16 protein-coding genes and 1 tRNA gene are annotated in these 17145 nt (G+C 71.9%); 10 read left to right on the top strand and 7 right to left on the bottom strand.

Features of this window, described 5'->3' with window-relative positions:
• The first annotated feature begins 14 nt into the window (after positions 1 to 14).
• The 6 genes from hemE to hemL all read left to right on the top strand — a co-directional run bounded on the left by hemE (position 15) and on the right by hemL (position 6402).
• Positions 15 to 1073, top strand: coding sequence for a uroporphyrinogen decarboxylase (gene hemE, locus ACFC1K_RS17410; protein ID WP_375872565.1), 1059 nt, complete (start codon positions 15 to 17; stop codon positions 1071 to 1073).
• Positions 1066 to 2280 (top strand): protoporphyrinogen/coproporphyrinogen oxidase, encoded by a 1215-nt coding sequence (locus ACFC1K_RS17405; protein WP_375872564.1) that lies wholly within the window; start codon positions 1066 to 1068, stop codon positions 2278 to 2280. The genes hemE and ACFC1K_RS17405 overlap by 8 nt, the downstream gene beginning before the upstream one ends.
• Before the next feature lie 165 nt (positions 2281 to 2445).
• Complete coding sequence (hemQ, locus tag ACFC1K_RS17400) at positions 2446 to 3129, top strand: hydrogen peroxide-dependent heme synthase (RefSeq protein WP_310292225.1); 684 nt, start codon at positions 2446 to 2448, stop codon at positions 3127 to 3129.
• Positions 3126 to 4043 carry a hydroxymethylbilane synthase gene (gene hemC, locus ACFC1K_RS17395; protein ID WP_375872563.1) on the top strand — a complete coding sequence of 306 codons (918 nt, stop codon included), beginning with the start codon at positions 3126 to 3128 and terminating at the stop codon, positions 4041 to 4043. Before hemQ ends, hemC begins: the two co-directional genes overlap by 4 nt.
• 83 nt (positions 4044 to 4126) lie before the next feature.
• Positions 4127 to 5089 (top strand): porphobilinogen synthase, encoded by a 963-nt coding sequence (hemB, locus tag ACFC1K_RS17390; protein WP_375872562.1) that lies wholly within the window; start codon positions 4127 to 4129, stop codon positions 5087 to 5089.
• Positions 5086 to 6402 carry a glutamate-1-semialdehyde 2,1-aminomutase gene (hemL, locus tag ACFC1K_RS17385; RefSeq protein ID WP_375872561.1) on the top strand — a complete coding sequence of 439 codons (1317 nt, stop codon included), beginning with the start codon at positions 5086 to 5088 and terminating at the stop codon, positions 6400 to 6402. Before hemB ends, hemL begins: the two co-directional genes overlap by 4 nt.
• A gap of 68 nt (positions 6403 to 6470) precedes the next feature.
• Here the strand turns inward: hemL and ACFC1K_RS17380 are convergent, their stop codons facing one another.
• The 5 genes from ACFC1K_RS17380 to galU all read right to left on the bottom strand — a co-directional run bounded on the left by ACFC1K_RS17380 (position 6471) and on the right by galU (position 10788).
• Complete coding sequence (locus ACFC1K_RS17380) at positions 6471 to 7754, bottom strand: serine hydrolase domain-containing protein (protein WP_375872560.1); 1284 nt, start codon at positions 7752 to 7754, stop codon at positions 6471 to 6473.
• A gap of 192 nt (positions 7755 to 7946) precedes the next feature.
• Positions 7947 to 8019: transfer RNA gene (locus tag ACFC1K_RS17375), tRNA-Ala, on the bottom strand.
• Positions 8020 to 8084: 65 nt separating this feature from the next.
• Positions 8085 to 9110 carry a large exoprotein gene (locus ACFC1K_RS17370; protein ID WP_375872559.1) on the bottom strand — a complete coding sequence of 342 codons (1026 nt, stop codon included), beginning with the start codon at positions 9108 to 9110 and terminating at the stop codon, positions 8085 to 8087.
• Positions 9111 to 9247: 137 nt separating this feature from the next.
• Complete coding sequence (locus ACFC1K_RS17365) at positions 9248 to 9877, bottom strand: GNAT family N-acetyltransferase (RefSeq protein WP_375872558.1); 630 nt, start codon at positions 9875 to 9877, stop codon at positions 9248 to 9250.
• Positions 9878 to 9900: 23 nt separating this feature from the next.
• On the bottom strand, positions 9901 to 10788 hold the full coding sequence (galU, locus tag ACFC1K_RS17360; RefSeq protein WP_310292240.1) for a UTP--glucose-1-phosphate uridylyltransferase GalU: 888 nt from the start codon (positions 10786 to 10788) through the stop codon (positions 9901 to 9903).
• 80 nt (positions 10789 to 10868) lie between these two features.
• On the opposite strand from galU, the gene ACFC1K_RS17355 reads away from it, so the two are divergent.
• Genes ACFC1K_RS17355 through mscL form a run of 3 tightly spaced genes read left to right on the top strand, consistent with a single transcriptional unit; the run spans position 10869 to position 12253 of the window.
• Positions 10869 to 11465: a 5-formyltetrahydrofolate cyclo-ligase gene (locus ACFC1K_RS17355; RefSeq protein WP_375872557.1), complete on the top strand. Its 597-nt coding sequence runs from the start codon at positions 10869 to 10871 to the stop codon at positions 11463 to 11465.
• Between the two features lie 19 nt (positions 11466 to 11484).
• On the top strand, positions 11485 to 11784 hold the full coding sequence (locus ACFC1K_RS17350; RefSeq protein WP_310292243.1) for an FmdB family zinc ribbon protein: 300 nt from the start codon (positions 11485 to 11487) through the stop codon (positions 11782 to 11784).
• Between the two features lie 43 nt (positions 11785 to 11827).
• The gene (gene mscL, locus ACFC1K_RS17345; RefSeq protein WP_375872556.1) at positions 11828 to 12253 is read left to right on the top strand and encodes a large conductance mechanosensitive channel protein MscL; all 426 of its coding nucleotides are present in this window, start codon (positions 11828 to 11830) and stop codon (positions 12251 to 12253) included.
• Here the strand turns inward: mscL and ACFC1K_RS17340 are convergent.
• Together ACFC1K_RS17340 and ACFC1K_RS17335 are read right to left on the bottom strand one after the other, a co-directional pair.
• The gene (locus ACFC1K_RS17340; RefSeq protein WP_375872555.1) at positions 12247 to 12462 is read right to left on the bottom strand and encodes a hypothetical protein; all 216 of its coding nucleotides are present in this window, start codon (positions 12460 to 12462) and stop codon (positions 12247 to 12249) included. The genes mscL and ACFC1K_RS17340 overlap by 7 nt on opposite strands.
• Entirely contained in the window at positions 12449 to 16231 is a 3783-nt protein-coding gene (locus ACFC1K_RS17335) for an AAA family ATPase (protein ID WP_375872554.1), read from the bottom strand. Before ACFC1K_RS17335 ends, ACFC1K_RS17340 begins: the two co-directional genes overlap by 14 nt.
• Before the next feature lie 176 nt (positions 16232 to 16407).
• On the opposite strand from ACFC1K_RS17335, the gene ACFC1K_RS17330 reads away from it, so the two are divergent.
• On the top strand, positions 16408 to 17004 hold the full coding sequence (locus tag ACFC1K_RS17330) for a methylated-DNA--[protein]-cysteine S-methyltransferase (protein ID WP_375872553.1): 597 nt from the start codon (positions 16408 to 16410) through the stop codon (positions 17002 to 17004).
• The last annotated feature ends 141 nt before the right edge of the window (positions 17005 to 17145 follow it).

Here is a 17145-nt window from a genome sequence, read left to right as displayed (position 1 = left end):
CCTAATCTTAACGTGTGTCGTTGCATGACTCTCACCCTTCCGTCCTTCAGAGAAACGATCCCCCCGCGCTGATACGCGCCTATCGGGGCGAACGGCCGGCTCGCACGCCGGTCTGGTTCATGCGTCAGGCGGGCCGATCGCTGCCGGAGTACCGCGAGCTGCGGGTCGGCACCGACATGCTCGACGCCTGCCTGAATCCCGAGCTCGCCAGCGAGATCACGCTGCAGCCGGTGCGCCGGCACGGCGTCGACGCGGGCATCTTCTTCAGCGACATCGTGATCCCGGTGCGCCTGTCGGGCGTCGACGTGCGCATCGTCGCGGGTCGCGGCCCGGTGCTCGAGAACCCGGTGCGGACGGCGGAGGATGTCGCGTCCCTGCCCCCGCTCGACCCTGCGGCGCTCGCCCCCATCCGCGACGCGGTCGCGCTCACGGTCGAAGAACTCGGCACGACGCCGCTCATCGGCTTCGCCGGTGCTCCGTACACGCTCGCGTCGTACCTCGTCGAGGGCGGCCCGTCGAAGGAGCAGCTGAAGACGCGGGCGCTCATGCACTCCGACCCCGACACCTGGGCGGCGCTGCTGACGTGGTGCGCCGGGATCACCGGGCAGTTCCTCGCCGCCCAGATCGAGGCGGGCGCGTCGGCCGGGCAGCTCTTCGACTCGTGGGCGGGTTCGCTCAGCCTCGCCGACTACACGCAGCACGTCGCGCCGTTCTCCGCCCTGGCGCTCGACGCGGTGCGACACCTCGATGTGCCCCTCGTGCACTTCGGCGTCGGCACCGGCGAACTGCTCGCTGCGATGCGCGACGTCGGCGTCGACACCGTGGGTGTCGACTGGCGTCTCCCGCTCGACGAGGCGGTGCGCCGTCTCGGCCCGGACGTCTCGGTGCAGGGCAACATCGACCCGGCGCTCCTGCGCGCCCCGTGGCCGGTGCTCGAGGCGCACATCCTCGACGTGCTCGAGCGCGGCCGCGCCGCCCGTGCCCACGTCGTGAACCTCGGGCATGGCGTCCCGCCTGACACCGACCCGACCGTGCTCACGCGCATCGTGGAGTTCGTCCACGCGAATGGCTGACTTCAGCGTCGTCGGCGGCGGGGTCGCCGGGCTCGTCGTCGCCCGCCGGCTGGCGGCCTCGGGCGCCGCGGTGACGGTGTTCGAGGCGTCCGATCACCTTGGCGGCACGGTCGCACGGCACGAGGTCGGAGGACTCGCGCTCGACGCCGGGGCCGAGAGCTTCGCGGTCCGCGGCGGCGCGGTCGAGGCATTGCTGGCCGAGTTGGACCTCGCCGGCGACATCGTCGCTCCTGCTCCGGGACCCGCCTGGCTGCAGCCCGTCACGGGCGAGGCCGTCCCCCTGCCCTCGACCGCGCTGCTCGGCATTCCGGCGGACCCCCTCGCGGACGACGTCGTGCGAGTGGTCGGACTCGCGGCGGCGGAACGAGCCGTCGCGCTCGACGCACGGCCCGTCGGCGACGTGCCCGCGATGCTCGGTCCGCTCGTGCGGGAGCGTCTCGGCGCCGAGGTGCTCGACCGGCTCGTCGCGCCCGTCGTGCACGGCGTGCACTCTCAGCACCCCGACCTGCTCCCGGTCGCGCGTGCCCACCCCGGGCTCGCTGACGCCGTCGTGAGCGCGGGTTCGCTCAGCGGAGCGGTTGCGCGCCTGCGTGCCGCCGCTCCGCCGGGCGCCGCGGTCGCGGGGATCCGCGGCGGCATCAACCGACTCGTCCCCGCCCTCGCCGACGACCTCGCGCGGCGCGGGGGCGACATCCGCCTCGGAACGCGGGTCGGCGACCTCGGCGCTCTCGGCGCTCTCGATGGCACCGTCGTCGTGGCCGCGCCAGGCGTGGCCACCCCTGCTGCGCCCGGTCGTCGCATCGACCTCGTGACGCTGGTGGTGGAGCAGGACGAGTTGGATGCCGCGCCCCGAGGCACCGGACTGCTCGTCGCCGCCGGAGCCCCGGTGGGCGCTCGCGCCCTCACCCACGCGACCGCGAAGTGGGAGTGGCTCCGCGAGGCCGCCGGGGGGCGCCACGTGGTCCGGCTCTCCTACGACGAGACACCCGGCGACCCGGTCGCTGCCGCGCGTGCCGACGCCGAGACGCTGCTGGGGGTGCGGCTGCCCGTCGTGGTCGACGCGGCCCAAGTGTTCTGGGTGCGGCCGGCCGCAGCATCCACTGTTCCTTCCGGTCTCACGGTCGTCGGCGAGACGGTCGCGGGCTCCGGCCTCGCCGGCATCGTCGCCCACGCCGAGCGCACGGCGGCAGAGCTCCTCGCCCGCTGACTGCGCCCGCGTTCAGCCGTCTCTGTTGCGCCCGTCCCTCCTCGTTCGTTCGTTCGTCACAGATGTACGCGCATTCCCGGAAATGACGTACATCTGTGACGAACGAACAAGGGTTGTGGGGGCGCTCCCGGAAACCTCGCACGCAGGGGGTGAAAGGATGGAACCATGACCGACGTCGCGGCGAACTCCCCCACTGAAACCCTCGGCTACACCCTGTGGGCCGTCTTCCGCCGCGACGCCTCTGCGCCCGCCCCCGCCGGCGACCTGACTGCGGCGGTCGCCGAGGTCGAGGCATCCGGGGTCACCGTCCGCGGGTTCTACGATGTGTCGGGCCTGCGCGCAGACGCCGACCTCATGATCTGGCTCACGGGTGTGGGCATCGCCCCCGAGGTGCTGCAGTCGGCTCTCCGGACGCTCCGTCGCGCGGAGCCGCTCGCCTCGCTCGTGCCGGTCTGGAACGCGATGGGTGTGCACCGCGACGCCGAGTTCACCGCCAGCCACCTGCCCGCGTTCATGCGCGACAAGGATCCCGAGGCGTGGCTCACGGTCTATCCGTTCGTGCGGTCGTACGACTGGTACATCCTTCCCGACGACGAGCGCCGCCAGATGCTCGCCGACCATGGCCGCAAGGGCGCCGCGCACCGCAGCGTGCTGAGCAACACCGTCGCGTCGTTCGCGCTCGGCGACTACGAGTGGATCCTCGCCCTCGAGGCGCCCGAGCTCGTCGAGCTCGTCGACCTCATGCGCGACCTCCGCCAGACCGAGGCGCGTCGCCACGTGCGCGAGGAAGTGCCGTTCTACACCGGACGCCGCATCGGCCTCGACGAGATCGCCGAGGTGCTGGCGTGACCACGCTGCGCATCGGCACCCGCGGCAGCACGCTCGCGCTGACGCAGACCGGCATGGTGGCGGACGACCTCGCCGACGCGTACGGCGTGACGACCGAGCTCGTCACGATCACGACCGACGGCGACCGCTCCAACGAGCCGCTGTCGCGCGCCGGCGGCACCGGGCTCTTCACCGGCGCGCTTCGCGATGCGCTGCTTGCCGGCGAGTGCGACGTGATCGTCCACTCGCTCAAGGACCTCCCGACCGCTCCCCACGAGCAGCTCGTCGTCGCGGCCATGCCCGCGCGCGAAGACCCGCGCGACGCGCTCATCGCCCGCGACGGGCTGAAGCTCGACGAGCTCCCCGCCGGCGCACGCGTCGGCACCGGGTCCCCGCGCCGTATGGCGCAGCTGCGAGCCCGTCGACCCGACCTCGAGGTCGTCGACATCCGCGGCAACGTCGACACACGCCTCGGCAAGGTGACGAGCGGAGAGCTGGACGCCGTCATCCTGGCCGCCGCCGGCCTCACCCGCATCGGCCGCACCGATGTCGTGACCGAGTTCCTCGACGCGGACCGCTGGCCGACGGCCCCGGGTCAGGGCGCCCTCGCGGTCGAGGTGCGCCGCGGCGAGGAGCACCTCGTCGATCGTCTCGACCACGCCGAGACCCGCGCAGCCGTCGAGGCCGAGCGCGAAGTGCTCGCCCTCCTCGAGGCCGGCTGCTCCGCTCCGGTCGGGGCGCGCGCCGTCGTCGACGCCGGGCTGCTCCTGCTCTCGGCGAGCGTGTACAGCCTCGACGGCGCGACGACCCTCACCTCGTCGCACGCCACCGTGTGGCCCGAAGACGAGGGCGATCCGTCGCGCGAGGTCGCAGCATCCGTCGCCCGTGAACTGCTCGATGCCGGCGCCGCCGGCCTGACGGGAGAACGCCCGTGAACTCCGCTTATCCCGCGGGGGCCGGCCCCCGCGACCCCCGCGACTATCCCGCGGGGGCCAGCCCCCGCGACCCCCGTTACCCCGTGGACAGACCGCGGCGCCTGCGCCAGACCCCCGCGATGCGGCGCCTCGTCGCCGAGACGCGCCTGCACCCGGCCGAGCTGATCTTGCCGCTCTTCGTCCGCGAGGGCGCGAGCGAGCCGGTGCCGATCTCGTCCATGCCGGGCGTCGTGCAGCACTCGACCGAGAGCCTCAAGCGTGTGGTGGCGGATGCCGCGGCCGCCGGCATCGGCGGCATCATGCTGTTCGGCGTGCCCGAGCACAAGGACGCGGTGGGCTCCGGCGCGACGGATCCCGACGGCATCCTCAACGTCGCGACGCGCATCGCCGTCGCCGAGGCCGGAGACGCGGTCGTCGTGCAGACCGACCTGTGCCTCGACGAGTTCACCGACCACGGTCACTGCGGTGTGCTCGACGCGAAGGGCTACGTCGACAACGACGCGACCCTGGAGCGCTACCGCGATATGGGCGTGGCCCAGGCAGAGGCAGGCTCGCAGCTGCTCGGTCTGTCGGGCATGATGGACGGCCAGGTCGCCGCCGTGCGCGATGCGCTGGACGACTCGGGCTACGGCAACACGCCGATCCTCGCCTATGCGGCGAAGTACGCGTCGGCGTTCTACGGTCCGTTCCGCGAGGCCGTTCAGTCGTCGCTCGAGGGCGACCGCCGCACCTACCAGCAGGACCCGGCCAACCGCCGCGAGGGTGCACGCGAGCTCGACCTCGACATCGCCGAGGGCGCCGACATCGTGATGGTCAAGCCCGCGATGAGCTACCTCGACGTGCTGGCGGACGCCGCGGCGACCAGCCCCGTCCCCGTCTGGGCCTACCAGGTGTCGGGCGAGTACGCCATGATCGAGGCGGCTGCCGCCCACGGGTGGATCGACCGCCGCCGCGCGATCGAGGAGTCGGTGATCGGCATCCGCCGCGCCGGCGCCGACGCCGTGCTGACCTACTGGGCCCTGGAGCTTGCGGAGTGGATCCGATGACGACGAACGCACAGGAATTCGCCCGCGCCCGCGGCGCCATGCCGGGTGGCGTGAACTCGCCCGTGCGCGCCTTCGGCTCGGTGCACGAGACGCCGCGCTTCTTCGTCTCGGCATCCGGCCCCTACGTCACCGACGTCGAGGGGCGCGAATACGTCGACCTCGTCGGCTCGTGGGGTCCCGCGATCCTCGGGCACGCTCACCCCGCCGTCGTGAAGGCGGTTCAGGATGCCGCGGCCCATGGCCTCGGCTTCGGTGCGAGCACGCCGAGCGAGACGGAGCTGGCCGAGCTGATCGCCGCGCGCGTCGCGCGCGACGGCGCGGCGAAGCCGGTGGAGCGCGTGCGCCTCGTCTCCACGGGCACCGAGGCGACGATGACCGCGATCCGCCTCGCGCGCGGCGCGACCGGGCGCGACCTCATCGTGAAGTTCGCCGGGCACTACCACGGGCACTCCGACGGCCTGCTGGCAGAGGCGGGGTCGGGCGTCGCGACGCTCGCGATGCCGGGCTCCGCGGGCGTTCCCGCCCCGATCGCCGCACAGACGCTGGTCATCGCGTACAACGACCTCGACGCCGTCCGCGAGGTGTTCGAGGCGCGCGGCGACGACATCGCCGCGGTGATCGTCGAGGCCGCGCCCGCCAACATGGGCATCGTCCCGCCGGCGCACGGCTTCAACGCCGCGCTCGCGGAGATCGCGCACGAGCACGGGGCGCTGCTGATCCTCGACGAGGTGCTCACCGGCTTCCGCGTCGGGCCCGCCGGGTGGTACGGCATCGACCCGGTGCCGTTCTCGCCCGACCTCATCACGTTCGGCAAGGTCGTGGGCGGCGGGCTCCCGCTCGCCGCGATCGGCGGCTCCGCCGCACTCATGGAGCTGCTCGCGCCGCTCGGACCCGTGTATCAGGCCGGCACACTGAGCGGGAACCCGCTCGCCGTCGCCGCGGGGCGCACGACCCTCGACCACCTCGACGACGCCGCGTATGCCCGCATCCACGGCGCGGCGACGACGATCGCCGATGCCGCAGCATCCGCCCTCGAAGAAGCCGGCGTCACGCACGTCGTGCAGCGCTCGGGCAACCTGTTCTCGATCCAGTTCGCGGGCGAGGCGCCGACGGACTACGACACGGTGAAGGCGCAGGAGGCGTTCCGCTATCCGCCGTTCTTCCGCGCGATGCTCGCCCAGGGCGTCTCGCTGCCGCCGTCGGTGTTCGAGGCCTGGTTCGTGTCGGCCGCGCACGACGACACCGCCGTGTCGCGCATCGTCGACGCGCTGCCCGCTGCCGCGCGTGCGGCCGCGGAGGCGGTTCCCGACTGAGGCTTCCGGGCGGCTCGAGAAGTCGCGGCCACGGCATCGGCGGCCCACCCGCCGGCGCCGTGTCGGCGTCAGTTGCCGGATTCGACCAGCGAGTGGCCCGCGGCGTCGGCGAGCGCGTTGGCGATGTGGACGGCCGGGTCCTCGCAAGGGCCGGTCGTGCGGCCCCCGGGCGTGGTCGGTGCGTCAGCCGGGCACTCTCCCGACTTGATGTCGCTGTCGACCATGACGATGAGCGTCGTCCCCGACTCGGCGTGGTGCTGCACGACGGTGTTGTATCCCATGAGCTCGCCGGTGTGGCCGTACCAGCCGAGCGCGAGGCCGAGCCCGAGCCCATACGCCCGCGCCTCGGACTGCGGAGCTTCCTTGTCGGGCCCGAGGTAGACCGGGATGTCGAAGTCGAACGAGTCGAGGCGCGTCGCCTGCCACTCCGGTGACAGGATGCCCTCCCCCGTGGCCAGCGCCTCGCCCCACGTCAGCAGGTCGTCGAGGTCGGAGATCATCGCGCCCGCCGACCAGCCCCACGACGGGTTCCAGTCCGTGGCCTCGACCGGCAGGTTGTCGTCGGTCCCCTGGGTCGTGTACCCGTGCGCGTGCGGGTCGGGGAACGAGGCGTCCGTCGGGAAGAAGGTGGCCGACAACCCGAGCGGCTCGGTGATCTGCTCGCGCATGACGTCCTGGATGGGCTTGCCGGTGACCTTCTCGATGACCATGCCCAGGAGCACGGTGTTCGTGTTCGAGTAGAACGTCATCGACCCCGGCGGGTACATCGGCTCGGTCCCCTTGACCAGGTCGACCAGCTCCTGCGGCGTCCACACGTGGTTCGGGTCGCTGAACAGCGTGTCCTGGAACGACTGGTCGAAGGTGTACGACGGGATGCCGCTGCGCATGGAGGCGAGGTCGTACAGCGTCGCGTCGCCGTTGGGCATGCCGGGGATGTACATCTCGATGGGGTCGTCGAGCGAGAGCTCGCCCTGCTCGGCGAGCTGCAGCAACGCGGTGATCGTGAAGGTCTTCGTGACGCTGCCGACCCGCTGGTTGACGTCCGCGGTCATCGGGATCGTCTTGTCCCAGTCCTGGTAGCCGATCGTCGCCGCCCACGTTCCCTCGGGGGTGCGAATGGCCATGACGGCGCCCGGGGCGCTGACACCGTCGAACGCCTCTGTGGCGGCCGCGCCGAGCGCATCGCCGACCTCGTCGCCGAGCCCGTCCTCGACGACAGCCAGGGCGCCCGGTTCGGTTGTCGCCGACGGGGCGGCGTCGGGCTCTGGGCTCCCGCACGCGGCCAGCCCCGCGGTCAGCGCGACCACGAGCGACAGAGCGAACACGGTCGGGCGAGCAGCGGATTTCGGCACGGCATGGCCCCCATCGTTCGAGCAACGGACGCCGCCTTCCCCCGGCGGGCGCCTCTCCCACCCTGGCGCACGTCTCGGGGGTGGCGCAACAGGACTCAGGTCGTCAGATGACTCGGCGCCCACACTGCCCGCAGCCTGCCTGGACAGGAAGGAAAAGCCGAAGGCCCCCGCGTTGCGGGGGCCTTCTCTCGGTGGACCTGAGGGGAATCGAACCCCTGACCTCCTCGATGCGAACGAGGCGCGCTACCAACTGCGCTACAGGCCCTTGAACCTCGAAAACACTATCACGGTTCGACACCCGCTCCGAATCGCCGAGGCCCCGCGAGAGGCCTATTCGCCGGCCGCGCGACGGGTCAGCAACTGCCGCACGTGCGCCTCGATCTCGGCGTCGTCGACGTACCCCATGCGGGCGTATTCGGACTCGACGGAGGCCGTCCGCGCGGTCCGCGCGACGTCGATCGACGGCGGCTGCTGCGCCGCCGCACGAGCCGCCATGGCCTCTTCGAGGGCGGCCTGACGGAGCGCCGCGCGAGCGGCTTCGCCGTCCAGCACCGCGGCCGCCCGCGAACCCGCCGACGCCGTGAGCGGACGGGGAAGGTCGCGGGGCGCCCACTCGCGCTGCTCGCGCTCGAGGGCCACATCCTGCAGTTCCGCGATGCGGCGGGGCGCAGCATCCGTCGCCCGCGAAACGGCACGTGCGGCGACGCGGGAGAGACGGTGAAGGATGAGACCGGATGCCGCCACCAGGCCGACTCCGGCCCACATCAGGGTCTGCGCGCCGGCGGTGATGGTCTCGTACACCCCCCACACGGCGATCCCGAGGCCGATGACGCCCGCGAACGTCGCTGCGAGGCGGAACCAGCGTCGTGCGCGCGCACGACGCGCCACCGGAAGGGAACGGACCGACGCGAGGTCGGAGCGTGCGGCGGCGGCAGCCTGCGCACGCTCGGCACGTGCCCGCTCCAGATCGACGCGCGCGGCGGCCTCCGCGGCGACCCGGTCGGTGCGTGCGCGTTCCACGCCGAGGCGGGCGGCGGCCTCCGCGGCCTCGCGCTCACCCTTGGCGATCTCGAGATCGACGCGGGCGCCCTCGAGAGCCGCATGCTCGCGCTCGGCCAGGGCCCGCTTCGCGAGCTTCTGCTGTGCGGCCGCCGTGCGGGCGTTGAGCTCGAGCCGCACCTCTTCGGGGGTCTCGCTCGTCTCGGCGAGCACCCGGAGTGCCTGATTCAGGCGGACGGCGTTGCGCTCGGCCGCGTCGAACTGGCGGCGACTGTGCCATGACGGCAGCAGGTACACCAGCCACAAGGCCACGGCGACGAGAACAATGACTCCCCCACCCCACACCTGCCCGCCCATGGTCACCACGGTAAGCGACCGGACGGCGGTGTCCCGAACATCCGCGCGCGTGTCACGCAAGACGGATTATCTCGCGTTTCAGGCACGGCGATGCGCGGCGGCCCGCCATCGGGGGTGGAGAACGGCAACCGGACGACCTAGGCGTGCAGCCGGTCCGCGGGCGGAACCGTGGCCGCATCCTGAGGAACACGACCCGACACCCAGCGCTGGAGCACGCCCTCGGGGACGTCCTCTCGGACGAGGGCGAACGCGTAGTGGTCGCGCCAGTCCCCGTCGATGTGGATGAACCGGCGGCGCAGCCCTTCGTAGCGGAAGCCGAGCTTCTCGACCACACGCAGGCTGGCGCGGTTCTCGGGACGGATGCAGATCTCCATGCGGTGCAGCCGCAGTTCCGAGAAGCAGATGTCGGTCGCGAGGGCCACCGCCGTCGGAGTGATGCCGCGCCCGGCGAACCGCTCGCTCACCCAGTACCCGATCGTGGCGGACGCGAGCGAGCCCCGGGCGATGCCCCACACGTTCAGCTGGCCCGCGACCTCACCGTCGGACTCCATGACGAACGGCACGCCGACGCCGTCACGGTACTGCTGCAGCAGCCGGCGGATGCCGACGCGCATGTCGAACGACACCGGCCCATCGGGACTCGTCGCCTCCCAGGGGCGCAGCCAGCCGCGGTTCGAGAGCAGCTCGTTCTGCAGCAGGCGCGCGTCGCGCTGGCGGACGAGCCGGATCGCCACCGAGCCGTGCCTGCGGGGAGCCGACAGATCCACGAGACCCCCTCGAACGGGCGGCGTCAGAGGTTCGCCGCGAAATCCTTGAACCAGGGACGCAGTGCGGGACCGAGATCTTCGCGATCGGCCGCCAGCTGCACGATGGCCTTGATGTAATCCACCCTATCGCCGGTGTCGTAGCGACGGCCACGGAAAACCACGCCGTAGACGCCGGGGCCATCGGGGTCGGTCGCGAGCTCCTGCAGGGCGTCGGTGAGCTGGATCTCGCCGCCCTTGCCGGGCTCGGTGCGCTCGAGGATCTCGAACACGTTCGGCGAGAGCACGTAACGGCCGATCACCGCGTAGTTCGACGGCGCGTCCTCCGCCCGGGGCTTCTCGACGAGCCCGTTGACCTTCACGATGCCGTTGCCGTCGGTGGACTCCACCGACGCGACGCCGTACAGGTGGATGTGCTCGGGGTCGACCTCCATGAGGGCGATGATCGCGGCTCCGGTGCGCTCGTGCTCCGCGATCATGGTGGTGAGCAGCTCGTCGCGCTCGTCGATGAGGTCGTCGCCGAGCATGACGGCGAACGAGGAGTCGCCGACGTGGGCCTTGGCCCGCAGCACCGCGTGACCGAGGCCCTTGGGCTCTCCCTGGCGCACGAAGTGGATGTCGGCGAGATCGCTCGACTCCAGCACCCGGTGCAGGCGGTCGGTGTCGCCCTTGTCCTTCAGCTTCTCCTCGAGCTCGGGGACCGAGTCGAAGTGGTTCGAGATCGCGTTCTTGTTGCGCCCGATGATCACCAGGATGTCGTCGATGCCCGCCTGCGCCGCCTCTTCGACGACGTATTGGATCGCCGGCTTGTCGACGACGGGAAGCATCTCCTTCGGCATCGCCTTCGTCGCGGGGAGGAAGCGGGTACCGAGGCCCGCAGCGGGGATGACTGCCTTGATGGAGGTGTGCGCCATGCTGAGAGTCTAGGTGCGACGATCAGGGCTTCTCGCCCGAACGGACGGTGTGCGATACTGCGCGCCGTACAATCGACACCATGTCCGACGCCACCGCCGATGCCAAGCGCGCGCTGCGTGCCGAGCTCCGCGAACGACGCCAGCTCATCTCGCCGCAGGCGCGCGAAGCCGCCGAGGCGGGCATCCACGCGCAGCTCGACTCCCTCGTCGCCGAGCACGGCGCCCGCTCGATCTCCTGCTTCCTTTCCACCACGGCCGAGCCGGGCACCCGCTCTTTCGTGGCGGATGCCGTGAGCCGCGGCATCCGTGTCCTCCTCCCCGTGACCAGGGCCGACGGCCTGCTGGACTGGGCGGTCGCCACCCCCGAGGGCGACATCGCCGAGGGCATGTACGGACTGCCGGAGCCTGTCGGGGAACTGCTGGGCCCGATCGCGGTCAACGACGTCGACCTCCTCGTCATCCCCGCCGCCTCCGTCGACCGCACCGGGATGCGGCTCGGCTGGGGACGCGGCTTCTACGACAAGACCCTCGGGTCGATGGAGCGGTGCCCTCCCGTCTACGCCGTCGTCTTCGACTCCGAGTTCGTGGACGAAGTGCCGAGCGACGAACTCGACGAGCGCGTGACGGGCGTCGTCACACCCACGCGCACCATCACCCTCGCGCCCACGCGGCGCTGACACCCGAACCGAGAGAACCATGCCCACCTACGCCTACGCCTGCAAGCAGTGCGGTCACCGCTTCGACGCCGTGCAATCCTTCGCCGACCCGACCCTGACCGAGTGCCCGGAGTGCGGCGGGCCGCTGCGCAAGGAGTACGGCTCGATCGGCGTCACGTTCAACGGTTCGGGCTTCTACCGCACCGACTCCCGCGCGGGCGCCAAGCCCTCGGGCTCGGGATCGGGCGGCGGAACGGATGCCTCGGGTGGCGCGTCCTCGTCGACTTCGACATCATCGAAGACCGAGGCGAAAGCCTCGCCCGCGTCGTCCGGAGCCTGATCCTCCGGCGCCCCAGACGCGGAACGACACCCAGGGGGTACACGTGATCAAGGGCTTCAAGGAATTCATTCTCCGCGGAAACGTCATCGACCTGGCGGTCGCGGTCGTCATCGGCGCCGCGTTCACGGCAGTCGTCAACGCGATCGTCTCGAGCATCATCAACCCGCTCATCGCACTCGTCTGGAAGCCGGACGCCAACGGCACCATCGGCATCACCGTGAACGGCCTGTGGGGCCCGGTGACCTTCCCGATCAGCGACCTCATCAACGCGCTGATCGCTTTCATCGCGGTCGCGATCGTCGTCTACTTCGTCTTCGTGCACCCCATGAACGTGCTCAAGGAGCGCGCCGCCGCGAAGGCCGGCATCACGCCCGCCGACGAGGAGCCGAAGCTCCCGACCGAGCAGGAGATCCTGGTGCAGATCCGCGACATCCTCGAGAAGCAGGGCACCGCGCCCCGCGCTCAGTAGTGCGGCGGGACGTCGCGTCGCAGGCGCTCATCGTTCGGACCTGCTGAATCGGATGCCGCGTTCCCCTGGCCCTTGCGGCCCGTCGGGGGCGCGGCATCCGTCTTCTCGTCGGCCGGGATCGGCTCGCCCGTGGTCCCCGGCGCGGGCGTCAGCTTCGCGCGACGGGCGCCCTTGACGCGCTCGATCCGCTGCCGGTCACTCGAGGACATCGATGGGCTGGGTCTCGTTGTCGACCCGGGGCGCGTCGGGCGGCACGCCCAGCATGGCGGCGATGCGCTGCGCGACATCGGCCGGGTCGCGGTACAGGTCGAACGAGTGCACGCGCACGTAGTGCCAGCCGAGGCGCCGCAGGATCTGCGGGCGCAGCCGCAGCGACTCGCGCAGCGACTCGCCGATCGTCTCGGGGTCACTCTCGACCACGACCGCCTTGCCGTCGTACTGCGCGACGAGCGGCAGCAGGCCGCGGTAGTGCACGTCGACGGACAGGCCCGCGCGGCGGAGCTCCCGGGCGAGTGCGCGCGTGAGCGGGTCGGCGAGGTCTTCGAGTCGCGCCTCGCGGGACCGGGCGGCGATGCCGCCCAGGATCGACATCAGCGTCGCGGCTCCGTACTCGAGACGGCCGTCGTCGAAGGCCGACGGACGGATCGACGACACGATGACCATCGACCGCCGCGCGCGGGTCATACCCACCGTGAGCAGCCGTTCGCCGTCGGGCGACGACAGGTCGCCGAAGTCGCTGAGCACCCGGCCGTGCTTCGTGAGGCCGAAGCCCAGCGAGAAGATCACTCGGTCGCGACTCTCGGCCACGGATTCCTCGAGCGTCAGCACCGCGAACGGCTCCGCGGTGTCGCGCGAGACGAAGTCGGCCACGTCGGAGCGTCCGGCGAACGCCGCCTCGACGGCGGCGCGGATGCGCTCGGCGTGCCGCACGCTCGCGGTGACGACCATGAGCGATTCGGTGCCCCGATTGACGGCGTGCTCGACGACGAGGGTCACGACGCGGGCGACCTCGGAGTCGGGGCTCTCGACGGCCCCCGTGATCGGGTCGGGGGTGCCGTGGCCGCCCTCGACGTAGTCGACCGCGAGGCTGCCGCGCCCGAGGTACGAGCCGGCCCACGGCAGCGACACGAGTTCGCCGCCGTAGAACGCGTCGTTCACCAGCGCCGCGAGGTCCTCACCCCCGGCCCGGTAGCTGCGGGTGAGCGTCTCGACGGGCAGCAGCTCGGCGAGACGCTCGAAGACGCTCGTCCCGTCGAACGGCGCCTCGTCGTCATCGGCGTCGGCCGGCGCGCCATCGCCGGTGATCGAGGGGGGCGGCACGGCGGCCGACATCGCGGACCCTGCCGAGACGCGGAACGGCGTGGGCTTCTGAGTCACGGGGTCGCCGAACGCCACGACCTGCCCCGCGCGGCGGAGCGCCGGGGAGGCTTCGGCGAGACACAGGGCCCCGGCATCCGCCAGCACGACGACGTCGAACTCGACAGTCTCGGGGATGCGGGGTACCTCGTAGGGCGAGGCCAGCCAGACGGGGGCCACCGTGCGCGAGAGCGTGGGCGCCACCGCCGCGAGCTCGGCGGGCGTGATGGCGCCGCGCTTCAGCGCCTGTTTCAGCCCGTCGGCCTCGGAGCGGTGGTCGACGATCCCGATCCGCCACTGCGTGGCGAGATGGGAGGCGAGGAGCGGACCGGATGCCGCGGCATGGGCCTCGTCGACGAGCCGGAAGTCGCGCTCCAGCCGGTCGACGACGGCGGTGTTCGCGCCGAGCACGGCACGGTCGGTGCGCAGCAGCAGCTCGAGCGCGGACTGCCACCACGCGTACTCGAGCTCGGCGGCCACCTCGTCTTCGGGCACGTGGCGCACCGACAGCTCGAGAAGGAGCGGCTCGAGGCCCATCGCGGCGAGCTCGGAGCGCAGCGTCGCGCGCTCCTTGAGGTTGTCGAACACGTCCGAGTCGGCGGCGAGGCCGGCGAGGGTACGAACGAGCTGCTTCACGGGGAGGGTCGAGAGCCGGTCGGCGCCGGTGCGGCCGAGGACGGCGTCCACCTCGCCGAGTTCGGCGTCGACGCGCTGCCAGGCGACCTGGACGTCGCCGAGACCGAGGGGAACCTCCGGGGTCACGCCGACGTCGACGTAACGCTGCCACTCGGTGCGCTGCTGCTGGATCTTCACCAGCGCCTCGTACATGTCGGGCACGTGCACGCCGGGGCGCAGGTACTCGCGGGAGAGGCGGCGGAGGCGGCGCCGGTTCGCGCCGTTCATCTCCGGCGCGTCGCGACGCGGCGCGTGCGCCTGGATGAGCTCGGCCAGCGGCCGCTCGAACACGGTGAGGCTGAACTTGTCGAGCGAGTCGCGGATGCCGCGCAGCAGGCGCAGGTACACGCCGAGCTCGGCGACGGTCTGGAACGGGCGCATGCGCGTCTGCGCGATGAGCTCGTAGCCGCGCTCGAGCAGCGTCGGCACGTCGCTGCGGTGGAGCTTGCCGGCGAGCGCGTGCGCCCCGCGGGCCTCCTCCACGGTCGCGAACGTGACGCCGTACCAGGGCGAGTCGTCGGGGCCGAAGCGGAACTCGCCGAGTCGCGCGGCGGCGGAGAGCTTCGCCGCAGCATCCTTCCGCGTCGAAGCGAGGCTCGCCAGGGCGTCCGCTTCGAAGCGGGCCTCGGTCGCCGGGGCGACGCCCCGCTCGGCGAGTTCGGCGAGCTCGCGGAGGATGTCGAGCACCGACACGTCGAAATCGGGGTGCTTGGCGGTCACGGCCGAGCGGTAGTCCCGGAGCACGCCCCGCAGCCGCACCAGCGCGTCGTCGATGTCGGAGACCTTCGGCGCCTCGGCCTTCTCGTTCCGGCCGATCGCACGGATGAGATCGCGCTGCAGTCGGTCGGGCGAGACCGCCAGGCCGGGAAGCCCGATGCCCGCGAGGCGATGCCGCACGCCGTCGAGCGTCGACCGGCGCGCGCTCACCACGAGGACGCGCTTGCCGTCTCGCACGAGCGCGCCCACGGCGTTGATGACGGTCTGCGTGCCGCCGGTGCCGGGCAGCGTGTGGATGACGAGGGACTGGCCGTCGGCGACCCGAGCGAGCACGCGCTCCTGCTCGGAGTCGGCGTCGAGGAGCAGCATGTCGGCGGCGGGGGCACGGTCGTCGGGGCTCGTCGGAACGGGTCCGTCCCGGCGGACCGTGAGCGATTCGCGGTCGGCGACGTGACCGGCGAGCGCGTTGAGCACGCGGTGGTCGAGATCCGAGGCATCGAGCGCCATGTCGCCGCCGACGTCGGCGAAGGTCGACACGAGCAGACGCGGCTTCACGGCGTAGCTGTCGATCGACGCGGTGAGCGCACGGATGTGGTCGATCACCGGCTGCGGTTTGAAGACGCCGCCCTCGTAGGCGAGAGCGGCGAGGCCGCCGGCGTCGATCATGATGCCGAAGTGCGTGCGCATCGCGCGGATCAGCTCGGGGTTGACCGCGAACGTCCCGTGCAGCTTGAGTTCGAAGTCGCCGTGGTGGCGCCGGATCGCGAGCGGGCGGAGCAGCACGGGTGCGCTCCACGTGATCCCGGCGACGCGCCAGGTCGCAAGACCGACGGCAAGGCGCACGGTGTCGAGACCGCGGGTCGTGCGCAGCTCCTGGTCCTTCGCGGTGATGCTCTGGGCCGCGAGCCGGGCGTTGCGCAGCGCGACCTCGTCGCGGAACAGGTTCGACAGCAGCGTCGACCGCCCGGTGATGAACTGGGGCAGGCTTCCGGGGTGCGCCTTCGTGATCTCGATCGCGGCATCCTGCCCGTCGACGAAGTGCAGCAGAGTCGATCGGCCGCCCAGGGCGGCGGACTGCAGCCGGAGCCGGTCGCGCTCGGTCTCGGCGACGTGCACGACCGTGACGTCGGGTTCGGCGAGACCCAGATCACCCGGGGTCACGTCGTACCCGCGCTCGGCATCTCCTGAGCCCAACACGGCGCTGCGTTCTGCTCGCCACACACGTGCCACCCTAGAGGCGACGTGTGCCCGGCTCTTGCAATGGACCTGAGTTTCGCGGTATTGGACCGCCGCGGAACAGGCCCCGGACCACGCCCTCTCCTCCCCCGCGGGCGTTCCGCGCGTCGTTCCCACAGATCCCGCCGACCACCGGCGACGGCGTCCCCGACCCGCGCCAGGATGGTCGCATGACCCCCGAGGATCCGCCCCGCTACCGCGTCCACCCGTCACCCATCGGCGACATCCTGATCGTCACGACCGACGACGGCATCGTGACCCTGCACCCCTTCGACGGTCCCCTGCACGCCGAGATCGAGCGCGTCGCCCTGCAGCTGCGCGCCCTCCCTGTTCCCGATGACGAGACGGAAGCCGCCGCCCCGGGTGCCGCCGACGTGTTCGAGAGCGCGGCGACGCAGCTCGACGAATACTTCGACGGCGACCGCGAAGAGTTCGATCTGCCACTGGATTGGCGGCTCGTCCGCGGCTTCACGCTCGCCGCGTTGGAGGCCGTGTGCGACATCCCCTACGGCGAGACCGCCAGCTACGGAGAGGTCGCGATCGCGGCCGGCATCCCCCGCGCCGCGCGCGCTGTCGGGACCGCGTGCGCCACCACGCCGTTCTCGGTCGTCGTGCCGGTGCATCGCGTCGTCCGTGCCGACGGCTCGCTCGGCGAGTACGGCGGGCGACCCGACGTGAAGCGGTTCCTCATCGACCTCGAGCAGGGGCCCACCATTCCGGCCGCGCCGACCACCGCCGGCGCCACCGAGACTCCGGTTCCGCACTGAGACCGAGCCGGTCGAGGCTGCGGGCGTGTAGGCCGCCCGCACGCCGCGAGGCCCGCGCGGCAGGGCGACGCCCGCGGGCCTCGCGAGCCGCGTCGACGACATGTCCGTCCGCCGGAGGCGATCCCCCCGACTGGTAAAGTC

Source organism: Microbacterium sp. NPDC056057 (assembly GCF_042266945.1).
Classification (GTDB): Bacteria; Actinomycetota; Actinomycetes; order Actinomycetales; family Microbacteriaceae; genus Microbacterium; species Microbacterium trichothecenolyticum_C.
This window is presented reverse-complemented; position numbering and strand designations above follow the sequence as displayed.

What these genes read in the sequence shown, in the direction of transcription:
- ACFC1K_RS17405 (WP_375872564.1), top strand. Translation starts at nt 1,066, where the DNA reads ATGGCTGACTTCAGCGTCGTCGGCGGCGGGGTCGCCGGGCTCGTCGTC.
- hemQ (WP_310292225.1), top strand. Translation starts at nt 2,446, where the DNA reads ATGACCGACGTCGCGGCGAACTCCCCCACTGAAACCCTCGGCTACACC.
- hemL (WP_375872561.1), top strand. Translation starts at nt 5,086, where the DNA reads ATGACGACGAACGCACAGGAATTCGCCCGCGCCCGCGGCGCCATGCCG.
- ACFC1K_RS17370 (WP_375872559.1), bottom strand. Translation starts at nt 9,110, where the DNA reads ATGGGCGGGCAGGTGTGGGGTGGGGGAGTCATTGTTCTCGTCGCCGTG.
- galU (WP_310292240.1), bottom strand. Translation starts at nt 10,788, where the DNA reads ATGGCGCACACCTCCATCAAGGCAGTCATCCCCGCTGCGGGCCTCGGT.
- ACFC1K_RS17355 (WP_375872557.1), top strand. Translation starts at nt 10,869, where the DNA reads ATGTCCGACGCCACCGCCGATGCCAAGCGCGCGCTGCGTGCCGAGCTC.
- ACFC1K_RS17350 (WP_310292243.1), top strand. Translation starts at nt 11,485, where the DNA reads ATGCCCACCTACGCCTACGCCTGCAAGCAGTGCGGTCACCGCTTCGAC.
- ACFC1K_RS17340 (WP_375872555.1), bottom strand. Translation starts at nt 12,462, where the DNA reads ATGTCCTCGAGTGACCGGCAGCGGATCGAGCGCGTCAAGGGCGCCCGT.
- ACFC1K_RS17330 (WP_375872553.1), top strand. Translation starts at nt 16,408, where the DNA reads ATGACCCCCGAGGATCCGCCCCGCTACCGCGTCCACCCGTCACCCATC.